At 58.2% G+C, this 12506-nt stretch carries 9 protein-coding genes; 5 read left to right on the top strand and 4 right to left on the bottom strand.

Going from position 1 to position 12506, the window contains the following annotated elements; genetic code table 11:
- Positions 1 to 10 precede the first annotated feature (10 nt).
- Positions 11 to 3097: an efflux RND transporter permease subunit gene (locus tag LG204_RS07795; RefSeq protein ID WP_230336737.1), complete on the top strand. Its 3087-nt coding sequence runs from the start codon at positions 11 to 13 to the stop codon at positions 3095 to 3097.
- 33 nt (positions 3098 to 3130) lie between these two features.
- On the opposite strand, the gene LG204_RS07790 is transcribed toward LG204_RS07795, so the two are convergent.
- The 3 genes from LG204_RS07790 to ssuD are packed head-to-tail and all read right to left on the bottom strand — an operon-like array spanning position 3131 to position 6451.
- Positions 3131 to 4042 (bottom strand): amidohydrolase family protein, encoded by a 912-nt coding sequence (locus LG204_RS07790; protein WP_230336736.1) that lies wholly within the window; start codon positions 4040 to 4042, stop codon positions 3131 to 3133.
- Between the two features lie 51 nt (positions 4043 to 4093).
- Positions 4094 to 5296, bottom strand: coding sequence for an acyl-CoA dehydrogenase family protein (locus tag LG204_RS07785; protein WP_230336735.1), 1203 nt, complete (start codon positions 5294 to 5296; stop codon positions 4094 to 4096).
- Between the two features lie 9 nt (positions 5297 to 5305).
- Positions 5306 to 6451, bottom strand: a complete 1146-nt coding sequence (gene ssuD, locus LG204_RS07780) for an FMNH2-dependent alkanesulfonate monooxygenase (protein WP_230336734.1) — start codon at positions 6449 to 6451, stop codon at positions 5306 to 5308.
- 34 nt (positions 6452 to 6485) lie between these two features.
- Between ssuD and LG204_RS07775 the strand changes: the two genes are divergently transcribed.
- The 4 genes from LG204_RS07775 to ribA all read left to right on the top strand — a co-directional run bounded on the left by LG204_RS07775 (position 6486) and on the right by ribA (position 9834).
- Entirely contained in the window at positions 6486 to 6629 is a 144-nt protein-coding gene (locus LG204_RS07775) for a hypothetical protein (RefSeq protein ID WP_230336733.1), read from the top strand.
- Positions 6630 to 6888: 259 nt separating this feature from the next.
- A complete protein-coding gene (locus tag LG204_RS07770; protein WP_230336732.1) occupies positions 6889 to 8097 on the top strand; it encodes an acyl-CoA dehydrogenase family protein in 1209 nt (402 codons plus the stop codon).
- Between the two features lie 71 nt (positions 8098 to 8168).
- The gene (locus LG204_RS07765; protein WP_230336731.1) at positions 8169 to 9221 is read left to right on the top strand and encodes a sigma-54 interaction domain-containing protein; all 1053 of its coding nucleotides are present in this window, start codon (positions 8169 to 8171) and stop codon (positions 9219 to 9221) included.
- Positions 9208 to 9834: a GTP cyclohydrolase II gene (ribA, locus tag LG204_RS07760; RefSeq protein WP_230336730.1), complete on the top strand. Its 627-nt coding sequence runs from the start codon at positions 9208 to 9210 to the stop codon at positions 9832 to 9834. Before LG204_RS07765 ends, ribA begins: the two co-directional genes overlap by 14 nt.
- Positions 9835 to 9900: 66 nt before the next feature.
- On the opposite strand, the gene LG204_RS07755 is transcribed toward ribA, so the two are convergent.
- The gene (locus LG204_RS07755) at positions 9901 to 12252 is read right to left on the bottom strand and encodes an EAL domain-containing protein (protein ID WP_230336729.1); all 2352 of its coding nucleotides are present in this window, start codon (positions 12250 to 12252) and stop codon (positions 9901 to 9903) included.
- Between the last annotated feature and the right edge of the window lie 254 nt (positions 12253 to 12506).

The following is a 12506-nucleotide window of genomic DNA, read 5'->3' as shown; positions in this document are numbered from 1 at the left end:
CGGGGTCACCATGAATATCTCTGCCTATTCCATCCGCAACCCGATCCCGGCCATCCTGCTATTTGGCCTGCTGAGCATCATCGGGCTGTTTGCCTTCAAAACCTCCAAGGTGCAGGACTTCCCGGATATCGAGTTACCGGCGGTCAGCGTCACCGCCACCTTGGAAGGCGCCTCGCCGCGCCAGCTTGAGAATGATGTCGCGCGCAAGATCGAAGACTCCATCGCCTCAGTGGATATGGTCAAGCACATCACGACCAAGATTCTCGATGGCCAGGTGACCATCTCCGTGCAATTCCAGCTGGAAAAATCCGTCTCGGATGCCGAAAATGACGTGCGCTCGGCGGTCTCGCGCGTGCGCTCCGAGCTGCCCGCGGACACCAAAGACCCTATCGTTTCGCGCATCACCACTTCGGGCTCGCCCATCGTCAATTACAGCGTCACCGCCAACGACATGGACGAAAAAGACCTAAGCTGGCTGATCGACAATGAGGTTGCCAAGAAAATGCTCTCGGTCACCGGCGTCGGCAAGTTTGAGCGTGTTGGCGGTGTGGACCGCGAGGTGCGCATTTCGCTTGATCCGGAAAAAATGGTGGCATTGGGAGTAAGCGCTGCCACCGTCTCATCCGAACTGCGCCGCATGCAGGTGGAAAGCTCCGGCGGCCGCACCGATCTCGGCGGCATCCGCCAGCAAGTGCGCACGCTGGGCACGGTGAAAGAAGCAAGCCAGTTGCGTGACCTGCAACTTCCAACACTGACGGGCACTTATGTCACGTTGGGCCAGGTGGCCGATGTAGAGGACACGATCGCCGAGCGCAGCCGTATGGCGCTGATGGATGGCAAAACGGTCATCGGCTTTGAAATCACGCGCAGCAAGGGCGAAAGCGAAACTGGCCTCAAGGCCCGTGTCGACAAGGCAGTCGCGGAATTCAATGACGGCCACCCCGGCGTCAAGATCACCCCGGCCTGGGAAAACGTTACCCCGGTGCAGGACAATTTCGATGGCTCCATGCACCTGCTGTATGAAGGCGCGGTACTGGCGGTGCTGGTGGTGATGCTGTTCCTGCGGGATATGCGCGCGACCTTCATCGCCGCGGTAGCCCTGCCGCTCAGTGTATTGCCGACTTTTATCGGCATGAGCCTATTTGGCTACACCATCAATACCGTCACCCTGCTCTCGCTGGCGCTGGTGGTGGGTATCCTTGTGGACGATGCGATTGTGGAAATCGAAAACATCGCGCGCCACCTCAACATGGGCAAATCTCCGCGTGAAGCTGCCATGGAAGCAGCGGATGAGATTGGCATGGCGGTGATTGCCACCACCTTTGCCCTGATCGCGGTATTTTTACCCACCGCCTTCATGTCGGGCATTGCGGGCAAGTTTTTCAAGCAATTCGGCTGGACAGCAGTATTCGCCATTTTCGCCTCGCTGGCCGTCGCCCGCCTGATTACACCGATGATGGCGGCTTACTTTCTCAAGGCCAAGCCAGAAAAAGCCGAGCACGATGGCTGGATCACGCGCCGCTATCTGGCGCTGGTGGCGTGGTCAGTACGCCATCGTTTGATCACGGTCAGCCTGGCCATGCTGTTTTTCGTGGGTTCGCTCATGCTGATTCCGCTGCTGCCCAAGGGTTTTGTGCCGCCAGCAGACCGTAGCATGACCCTGGTCAATATCGAACTGGCACCCGGGGCCCACCTGCAGGACACCGCCACGGCCGCGGAAGAGGTGCGCACACTGATCAGCAAAAACCCCAATGTGCGCCATGTATACAGCAGCATCGGTAGCGGCACCTCGGGCCAGGGCTTTTCGGCGGGCTCCACGACGGAAACCCGCAAAGCCGTGCTGACGGTAGTGATGGTGCACCGCAGCGAGCGCAGCATCACCCAGCAGCAGATTGAAGGCGAGCTGCGCAATGCACTGGGCGCTTTGCCTGGCATGCGCATCAAGGTGGGTTCGCTGGATACTGGCGTCAAGATGGTGTTGAACCTGCAGAGTGACGACCCGCTGGCATTGACCGAAGCCACGACCGAGGTCATGCGCGGCTTGCGCACGCTGCGCAATATCGGCAATGTCTTTTCCAACGCCAGCCTGGTGCAACCGGAAGTGATCATCAGACCAGATACGGCGCGAGCTGCGGCACTGGGCGTGACCACCCGCGACATTGCCGATGTGGTACGCATCGCCACCGCAGGTGATTACGACATCAATCTGCCCAAGCTCAACCTCGCTGACCGCCAGGTGCCTATCCGCATCCAGTTTCCCGAGAGCTTCCGCACGGATCTGGACGCGATTTCACGCCTGACCGTCAGCGGCACCAATGGCCCGGTGCGGATCGGCAATATAGCCGACATTCACCTGGGCAGCGGCCCGGCGCAGATTGACCGTTTTAAACGCGTGCGTAATGTGTCGATCGAGGTAGAGCTGGGTCAGCGCGAGCTGGGCGCGGTATATGCCGAGGCCATGCAATTGCCCGCCATCAAGAATCTGCCACCCAGTGTGCACATCGTGCCCTCCAGCGACGCCGAAAACATGAATGACCTGTTCCAGAGTTTTGGCCTGGCGATGGGCATAGGCGTGCTGTGCATTTACGCTGTGCTGGTGCTGCTGTTCCGCGACTTCATGCAACCGCTAACCATCCTCATGGCCTTGCCGCTCAGCATAGGCGGCGCCTTTGTGCTGTTGCTGCTGACGGGGAAAAGCTTTTCCATGCCATCGCTGATTGGGCTCTTGATGCTAATGGGCATTGTGAGCAAGAACTCCATCCTGCTGGTGGAGTACGCCATCATGGCGCGCGGGCACAGGCAGGATGGCCAGAATCCACCATCACGGCTGGAGGCCCTGATCGATGCCTGCCGCAAACGGGCTCGCCCCATCATCATGACCACTTTGGCCATGGGCGCTGGCATGGTGCCGATTGCCATGGGGCTGGGGGCCGACCCCAGCTTCCGCTCGCCGATGGCAATTGCGGTGATCGGCGGTTTGATCACATCCACCATCCTGAGCCTGATCGTGATTCCCGCCGTGTATACGTTTGTGGATGATGCCGAGCAGTGGCTGAAAACCCGCTGGCAGCGACGCACCAACAAAGCCACCCGTTAATACCTCAATACCGGGCCCATCTGCGGCCCGGTGTCAGGCCGTCGCCGCGGTCACTGTTTTTGCAATAGGCTGGCGCGGCGCTGATTTCGCCAACAAATTCACCCCCAGCAGACGGGCGGCATTCTGGTAGAACACTTTATCCAGCACCTCATCCTTGAAGCCCAGCGCAGCAAAGTCCTGCACGGTCTGCTGCATGGCGCGGAACGGGTAAGACGAACCAAACAGCAACTGGTCGGCCAGGAAAGTGTTGGCGGCCTCTACGTAAAGCTGCGAACCCGGCTGGAAGATATACATATCCGGCACCAGGTAGATATTGTCGTAGCGGAACGCCGCGCCAACGATCTCGTTCACATACGGGTAATAGCCGTGGAAGCAAATGATCTTGAGCAGCGGATAACGCCGCGCCAGCCGTGCCACCGCCGCCGGTTGGGCATAGGCAAAGTCGGGCGTGGTAGGGCCGGACATCAGGCATACCGGCACGTCAAAATGCAGGCACTCTTCATACACCGGGAAAAACACCGGGTCATCCGCCTGCAAGGCAGGCTCGCCAAAGCCAGGCTCAATATTGATGGCGCGAAAACCAAAGGTATTGATGGCGCGGTTGATTTCCTCAATTGCGCTTTTCTCGCCACGCTGCTGAATATCCACCGAGCCCAGACCGATCAGCTTGTCGCTATGGCCGACCAGGTTGGCGATTTCATCGTTGCTGATGGTGAGGCTGGGCGTCTCGCGCCCCACCACCACGGCTTTGCTGACCCCGGCTGCTTCAATCTCGGCAAGATAGCCTTCTATGGTGTAAGAGCGGCGAAAGTGCTCGGGGTCTTGCGAGCCGACGCGGCGATTCAGCCATTTGGCGGTGTCATAGGCGGGCGTGCCGGGCGTGGCGCCAAAGAAGTCATGCAAGTATGCCGGGCGGCTACGCATATCGATAATGGGTTGTGTCATGGTGCTTTCTTGTGACTGTGTGGTTCGGTTTTTCGGCATGCAGTGCCGGGATCAGGAATAAAAACTGGCGGTCGGATACTGGCCGTTAAGCGCCCAGTCGCCAAGATCTTTCAGTTTGTAATCCACCGGGTCGTGCAGGGTGTACACACGCAGGTTGCGCCAGAAGCGGTCCAGCCGCAGCCGCGCCGTGGTGGCACGTGCCCCTGCCACCTCAAAGATGCGCGAAGTGACATCCAGCCCGCTACGCGTGATATTGACCTTGGCGGCAAACACCGCCAGCGCCACCTGGCCACGCTCCTCATCGCCCAGCGTCAGGTCTTTGGCCCAGGCCGCATCGAGCAAGCTGGCGGCATGGTCTGCCAGCACACGCGACGCTTCGAGGCTGGCCCAGAATTCGCCGTAATGCAGCAGAGTATAAGGATCTTGCTGTACGGAAGAGGCCAGTGAGCCGGACCACACCCGCGAACTCTGGCGCGTGTACTGGCTGGCTTCGGCCAGCGCGCCTTCGGCAATACCCTGATAGATATTGGTAAAAATCAGCTGGGCCACCAGCGAGCGCAGGCTGGAAAAAGGCGAACTCAAGGGGCCGGGGTTCATCAACAGCTCACTGGCGTCCACCCGCAGCCTGGTAAATTCGGCGCTGCCACTATCGGTCTGGCGCTGCCCCATGTTGTCCCAATCGTTATTGAGCGTGATGCCCGCGCGGCCAGTGGGCACCGCCGCTACCAGAAAACGGCCGGTATCGGCTTCAATGGCGGACACAATCAGTCGATCCGAATCCGTCGCCCCCGAGCAAAAACTCTTCTGGCCGCTGAACAGGTAATGTTCACCCTGTGGGGTGGCGATGGTACGGTTATCCAGCGGGTTAAGTGCATTGCCCCACCACAAATTTTTCTCAGCGGTTTCGTGCCACAGGTCTTGCCATTGGGCCTCGGTGGCATACAGCCGCACCGATGCAAGCATCAGGAACTGAAAGGCAAACACTTGGGCGATGGAGCTATCGGCCCGCGCAATGGTGCGGATGATGCGGTACAGCTGCGACCAGTCGCCGCCCAGGCCACCCCACTCCACCGGGATCAGCAGCTTAAGCAATCCGCTCTGACGCACGGCCTCGCGCTGGGCGTAGGGCGTGCCACCTTGTACATCGCGTTCAGCGGCGGTTTTTGCCAAGTAGGCGGCAAGCTGGTCGGCGCGATGTTGTGGCGTACCTTCAAATACAGGGGGCACGCTGACTTCATTGGCTATCGTACTCATGCAGGTCTTTCAGGAAGCAGACACTTGAGGACCGCGATTGGGGAGTGCTTCACCAAACGGGCCGGTCAGATTGGTTTTGATGGCGGCCTCGCTGCCTGCCTTGACGGACAGTGGCAGCAGGGGGAATAGCAGCTCCGCCACGCGATAAGACTCTTCCAGATGTGGATAGCCCGAGAAAATGAAATATTCGATGCCGAGATCGGCGTATTCCTTGATGCGATCCGCCACCTCCTGAGCACTGCCAACCAGGGCGGTACCCGCCCCGCCGCGCACCAGGCCGACACCCGCCCACAGGTTAGGCGATACCACCAGACGGTCACGGCGGCCACCATGCAGGGCGCTCATCTTCTGCTGCCCGACCGAATCAAAGCGCGCCACCGCCGTCTGGGCGGCGGCAATCGTTTCGTCCGTCACATGCGAAATCAGCTGGTCAGCCGCCTGCCAGGCCTCTTCGGAGGTTTCGCGCGCAATCACATGCAGGCGTATGCCAAATTTCACAGTACGTCCCTGAGCGGCAGCCGCGGCGCGTACCGCCGTAATCTTGTCGGCCACAGCGGCAGGTGGTTCGCCCCAGGTCAGATAGACATCAATATGCTCCGCCGTCAGATCAATCGCCGCCTGCGATGAGCCACCGATAAACAGCGGCGGATAAGGTTTCTGGAACGCGCCGGTCGGCAAGCTGGCCTCCTTCACATGGATATAGTCGCCCTCCAGACTGATGGTCTCGCCTTGCAGTACCGATTTCCAAACCTGCAAGAACTCGGCGGTTTCGGCATAGCGTTCGTCATGCGATAAAAAGCTGCCATCGGCCTGCTGCTCGGCCGGGTCACCCCCGGCCACCACATTCACCAGCAAGCGGCCGCCCGAGATGCGATCCAGCGTGGACGCCATGCGGGCGGACACCGTGGGCGAGGTAAACCCCGGGCGCACCGCCACCAGGAATTTCAGATCAAGGGTTTCATTCACCAGCGAGGCACTCACTACCCACGGGTCTTCGCACGAGCGGCCCGACGGCACCAGCACGCCCTCATAGCCGAGGCGATCCGCGGCTTGGGCAATCTGTTTCAGGTAGCTATAGGTGGCGGGTCGGGCTCCGTAAGAGGTGCCGAGGTAACGCTGGTCACCATGCGTGGGCAAAAACCAGAATATCTGCATCGCGTGTCTTTCTTTACAAGTGTGGCTATACAAAATGACGGACAAATCCGGGCACATCAAAAAAACAGATGGCTGCACACTCTTCAGCAAAGAGCATGCCATTGGGGATAAACGCGGTTTTATGGGGGATTTCATGCAGAACTGTTGGAAATGTGCTGCTCAATCAGCAGTGGATTGACTTGTGTGCTGACTAAGCAGCAACTCGGCAAGGTATGCAGGCAGCGCTAAACGGCATGATGACTACGCACAAAATACCGCTCATACGGGAATATCTCATGCAACACCCCGCCACGGCTGGGTTTGCAAGGCATAGGGCGAAAAATGCTCAAACTGCCCCAGTTGCTGCCACAGCAGCATATCGATATGACGAACAAGTATTTCGGGCTGGCATGTTATGTGCTGTATGGTTTATATAACAGCAAGCAGGAATATAACTTTTGGCTATACATCAACCTTCAGTACATGCACTCTACCCCGAGCTGGAACCCAGAACGCCACTGGAAATCGCCCGTGTCCTGGCCAAGGAATTCGCCCTGACGGCCATTGAGCGTGACCACCTGGGCGGTACCCCGAAAGAACAACGCGACGCTATCCGCGCCAGCGGTTTGCTCGCCATGGCGATCCCTACTCAATATGGAGGCTTGGGTGCCGACTGGCAGCAAACCCTGCAGGCCATACGCGAATTCGCAAAGGCCGATAGCTCGCTCGCCCATGTCTTTGGTTTTCAGCATCTGATGCTGGCCACGGTCAGGCTGTTTTCGCAGCCAGAACAATGGGAACGCTGGTTTGAGCAGACCGCCCGCCTGCAATGGTTCTGGGGCAATGCGCTGAATCCGCTGGATACGCGTACAGTGAGCCGCCCCTTCAGCCATTGGCGCGAGTTCTCAGGCAAGAAGAGCTTTTGCTCCGGCGCGCTGGATTCGGAAATGCTGATTGCCTCGGCCATTGAGCAATCAGACGGCGCACTGGTAATTGCCGCCTTGCCCACCGGCCGCAGCGGCATCACCGTGATTCAGGATTGGGACAACATCGGCCAGCGCCAGACCGATAGCGGCAGCGTCAATTTTGAAAAAGTGCGGGTAGAAACCCACGAAGTGCTGGCTGACCCCGGCCCCTTGAGCACGCCTTTCTCGTGTCTGCGGCCGCTGGTCGCGCAGCTGATACTGACCAATATCTACCTTGGCATTGCCGAAGGCGCCTTTGAAGACGCCCGACAATACACGCTGCACGAAGCACGCCCCTGGCAAGGTGCCGATGTCGCTAGCACGGATGCCGACCCTTATATCCTGGGACATTACGGCGATTTCTGGGTTGGGCTGGAAAGCACGCGCGCCTTGTGCGACCTGGCCGCCATACGATTGGATGAAGCATGGAACAAAGGAAACCTGTTAAGCGATGTTGAACGCGGCCATGTGGCTGTCAGCATCAGTACGGCCAAAGTGATGGCGACCCGCGTGGGGCTGGATATCACCAGCCGCATGTTTGAAGTCGCAGGCTCACGCGCCACCCATGCCGGATTGCGACTGGACCGCCACTGGCGCAACCTGCGCACGCATACCCTGCATGACCCTCTGGATTACAAGATAAAGGAGCTGGGGCAATGGGCACTGAAACAGCTGTATCCCACCCCCACGTTTTACTCATGAATATGCTGAATACACGACATTTTGAATATTTCCCGGACGATCCGATAGAAACGGCTGTAAAGGACGACTCGATGAATTTACTGACACTCCCGAACTCGCAGGCGCTAACCACCTCGATTCGAGCGACGGCCCAGGTGTTTGAGGACCCGAAATCGGTGGCGCTGCTGACCCGCATCAAGATGATTGCCCCCAGCGACGCCAATGTGCTGATCATCGGCGAAACAGGCACCGGCAAGGAACTGATTGCGCGCTATGTGCACGAGCTGAGCCAGCGCAAGGGCAAACCCTTTGTCGCAGTGAATTGCGGCGCGTTTTCGGAAAGCCTGGTTGAGAGCGAATTATTTGGCCACGAAAAAGGCGCGTTCACCGGTGCCTTCAGCGCCAAGGCTGGCTGGTTTGAAGCGGCGAATGGCGGCACGCTGTTTCTCGATGAAATCGGCGACCTGCCGCCCAGCATTCAGGTAAAACTGCTGCGTGTGCTGCAAGAGCGCGAAGTGGTAAGACTGGGCGCCCGCAAGGCCACGCCGATTGATGTGCGGCTGGTGGCCGCTACCAACGTGCGGCTGGAAGAAGCCGTGCTGGCCGGGCATTTCCGTGAGGATCTGTTTTACCGCCTGCGCGTGGCCCACCTCGAGTTACCCACCCTGCGCAATCGCCCCGGCGATATCCTGCCGCTGGCTGAGTATTTTGTGACGGAATACCGCCGCCGACTGGGCTACGGCGAGATCACGCTGGATGAGCACGCCAAGGCCAAGCTGTTGAGCCATGCCTGGCCGGGCAATATCCGCGAGCTGGAAAACATCATTCACCACGCCCTGCTCATTTGCAAAAATAATATTGTGCGCAGTGAAGACCTGCAGCTATCGTCGATCTCACTGCATCGCCCGCGCGAAGCAGAAACCTCGGGCAGGGATGCCCACCAGTCGCAACTGCAGGAAGTGCTGCACGCCTATTTTGAAACTGGCGCGCCTGACCTGTTTGAGCAGCTGGAAGATACCATTGTCCGCACCGCCTATCAGCATTGCCACAACAACCAGGTGCAAACCGCCAAGCTGCTGGGTATCAGCCGCAATATCGTGCGGGCCAAGCTGATCAAGATGGGGGCAATCAATGCGCTCAAGTGAGGCGCTGCGTTTCCCCCAGACAACCGACAAGCGGGTGGAACGCGTCGCCAGTGCGCCTTTGCCCACCAAGCATGGGCAGTTTGATTTGCATGTTTACCGCGAGGCGGATACAGGGGTCGAACATGTCGCGCTGGTAGCCGGCGATGTTGAGCACCAGCAGGAAGTATTGCTACGCCTGCACTCGGAATGCCTGACCGGCGACGTTTTTGGCTCCCGCCGCTGCGATTGCGGCGAACAGCTGCAACGCTCGCAACAGATCATTGCCGATGCAGGGCTTGGTGTGCTGGTCTATCTGCGCGGGCATGAAGGTCGCGGCATTGGCCTCGCCAACAAGATACGCGCCTATCAGTTACAGGATCAGGGGCTGGATACGGTAGAGGCTAATCTGGCGCTAGGCTTGCCTGTGGATGGCCGCCGTTACGATGCGGCAATTGCCATACTGCATGACCTGCAAGTGCGCTCGGTACAATTACTGAGCAACAACCCGGACAAGCTGCAATGCCTGGCAGAAAGCGGCTTTGCCCCCAGCCAGCAACCTTTACGCATGCCCGCCGGGCTGCATAACCAGCATTACCTCGACACCAAACGGATCAAGCTGGGGCACTGGCTGTAAGGATACCGGCTGCAAGTTAGCATTAAGGTTTCGTCGCGCCGTCACGAAACATCATCCCGCTCGCGGCTAACTGGTAGTGCGTTTGCGCCAGTCCTGCACAAAGGTCGTGAACTGATCAAACGGCAAGGCCGCCGAGAACAGATAGCCTTGGGCAAAGTCACAACCTGCGCGTTTCAGCAGATCCAGCTGGGCTTCGGTTTCCACGCCTTCGGCAATCACGCGCATGCCGAGTCTGTGCGCCATATCCACAATCACTTCGCATAGCACCATATCGTCATTGCCTGCGCCCAGGTTCTGCACGAAGGAGCGGTCGATTTTGACAAAATCGATATGAAACTTCTTGAGATACGCCAGCGAAGAATACCCGGTGCCGAAGTCATCAATCGAGGTGGCAATACCGGCATCGCGGAATTGCGACAGGGTCGCTTTCACCTGATCGGAGGCCTCCAGCAGCAGGCCTTCGGTGATTTCAATCGCCAGACATTGTGCGGGCAGAGCAATCTGGTCGAGATAGGCCTGCCAGGTTTGCAGTTCCTGGCTGCTCTGAAACTGCAGGGGCGACACGTTGATGCTGACCTGGAAGATGGTCGCATCCACGGCATGGCCGTCCGAGGGGGTACTGCGTGACGACAGGGACTGCTGCACCAGGGTCACTGTATCTCGAGCTGACTGGCGGAATACCCAGTCGCCCATGCGATTGATCATGCCAGTCTCTTCCGCCACCGGAATAAACTCGATGGGGGGCACCAAGCCGCGGGTGGGATGCTGCCAGCGCACCAGCGCTTCGGCTTTGTGTATATCGCCAGTCGCGAGATCGACAATCGGCTGGTAATACATCACCAGCTCCTGTCGGTTGAGTGCATGCCGCAAATCATTGCTGATCTGCAGCTTGTGCGCGGCGAGCTCTTGCATGGAGGGCGAGAAAAACTGGTAGCGATTGCGCCCCAGCCGCTTGGCTTCGTACATGGCCTGGTCGGCGTATTTCATCAGCGTTTCCACATCGCGGCTGTGCTCGGGGAAAGACGCAATGCCAATGCTGGTAGTGACATATACCACGTGGTTTTCAATGGTGAATGGCAACGATACCTGGCGCAGAATGCGCTCGCACAGCCATTCGACCTGCTGCTGGTTCTGCACATTGGAAAGCACGATGGTAAATTCATCGCCACCCAGGCGGGCCAGCAGCGTGCAATCGCGTGCGACGGCGGCAATACGTGCGCCGGTTTCGACCAGCAGTTTGTCGCCAATGGAGTGTCCGAGCTGATCGTTGATCTGCTTGAAGTTATCCAGATCAAGAAACATCAGCACCAGCGGCTGCTGATGCTGCAACGATTTATGGATTTCTTCGGCCAGCTGTTTGTGGAACATCGGGCGATTGGGCAAGCCAGTAAGAAAGTCGTAATTGGCCTGCTTCCAGATCATGTTTTGCGAGGCAGCGGTTTGCCGTGCGACCTCGCGCTTGAGTCGATAGCCACGCAGCATGATCACCGTCGCCAGCAAGAGCAGGCCTGCCAGAAGGAAAGGCAGCAGCCCGGCTTTGCTGCCGGGTTGCAGATGCCAGTCATTCAAAATGTCGCCACGTTCGGGTTCCAGATGCTTCAGGGTCTTCTGCAGGATAGTGCCCAGTTCGGGCCAGTCCTTGCGCACCGCCATGTTCACGCTGGCTTTATAGGGCGTGGGGCCCGCCTTGGCCAGATAGCGTATACCCTGCACATTCGATACATAATCCACCACCAGCGGATTGCCGATGTAGGCATCCGCCCTGCCGGTTTCCAGAGCGACAAATGCTTCTTCGGCGATATCCACCTGAAATAACTCTGTGCCTTGCTGATCTTTGGTGAGCAGACCCGCCAGCGGACCGTTTTTAAACACCGCCACACGCTTGTGCTGCAGGTCGGCAAAGGTGCGAATGGTGTCGTTTTTCTTGTGAATATAGATGGTGTAAGGCATCGAAATAACCGGCTCAGCCAAGGCCACATAGCGGCTACCATTCAGCGCTTTGACACTGGCGATGCCGGATAGCATGTCAGCGGTTTCGGTATCGGGGTTTTCTGAGTATTCGCGTCTTTCAAAACGCACCCCCAGCAGCCGCTCAAAGCGCTTCAGGTAGTCCACGGTAATACCGCGAAACTCGTTACCCTCCGACAAAAACTCGATCGGCATCCAGCCGTGATGCACGCCAACCGTGATGACCGGGTGCGCCTTGAGCCACGCGAGCTCCTGCGCCGTCAGCTCTAGCGCCTCAGAGGCCAAAGGCTTGCTGACAAAGGGTAAGGCGCCACTTTCCATCTGTTCTGCGCTCACGGCATACAGTGCCGCAGAAATGCAAACCAGTGCCACGAGGCTCTGGATAAGCATGCGCAGTGCAGAAGCAGCCGTTACCGCATGGCCCGAATTTTTGAATTTAGCTAGTCGCATCCCGCACTCAGTAGTTCTTCTTTTGCCGTTAAGACCGCGAGCCAACTTGCGCTATGAAAACGCTTGCGTGTCATAGAGTTTACGGTCCGCAGAATTAAATCTTGATCCGAATAATTGTGTCTTGAATCACAATTTCAAGAATGGAGGATTGTATTGCCGATTCAAATAATAGCAATGACTTACCGCATGAGAGTGACCAAAATTGAAGAGGAATTGGGGACTGATTGCATGGAAAATCGGCTGGTTTAGCCTGC

The organism is Methylovorus menthalis, from assembly GCF_020523625.1.
GTDB classification, from domain to species: Bacteria; Pseudomonadota; Gammaproteobacteria; order Burkholderiales; family Methylophilaceae; genus Methylovorus; species Methylovorus menthalis.
This window is presented reverse-complemented; position numbering and strand designations above follow the sequence as displayed.

Excerpts from the sequence above, each read along its gene's own strand:
- LG204_RS07785 (WP_230336735.1), bottom strand. The coding sequence starts at position 5,296 with ATGAGTACGATAGCCAATGAAGTCAGCGTGCCCCCTGTATTTGAAGGT.
- LG204_RS07790 (WP_230336736.1), bottom strand. The coding sequence starts at position 4,042 with ATGACACAACCCATTATCGATATGCGTAGCCGCCCGGCATACTTGCAT.
- LG204_RS07755 (WP_230336729.1), bottom strand. The coding sequence starts at position 12,252 with ATGCGACTAGCTAAATTCAAAAATTCGGGCCATGCGGTAACGGCTGCT.
- LG204_RS07795 (WP_230336737.1), top strand. The coding sequence starts at position 11 with ATGAATATCTCTGCCTATTCCATCCGCAACCCGATCCCGGCCATCCTG.
- LG204_RS07765 (WP_230336731.1), top strand. The coding sequence starts at position 8,169 with ATGAATTTACTGACACTCCCGAACTCGCAGGCGCTAACCACCTCGATT.
- LG204_RS07775 (WP_230336733.1), top strand. The coding sequence starts at position 6,486 with ATGACGGACAAATCCGGGCACATCAAAAAAACAGATGGCTGCACACTC.
- ssuD (WP_230336734.1), bottom strand. The coding sequence starts at position 6,451 with ATGCAGATATTCTGGTTTTTGCCCACGCATGGTGACCAGCGTTACCTC.
- ribA (WP_230336730.1), top strand. The coding sequence starts at position 9,208 with ATGCGCTCAAGTGAGGCGCTGCGTTTCCCCCAGACAACCGACAAGCGG.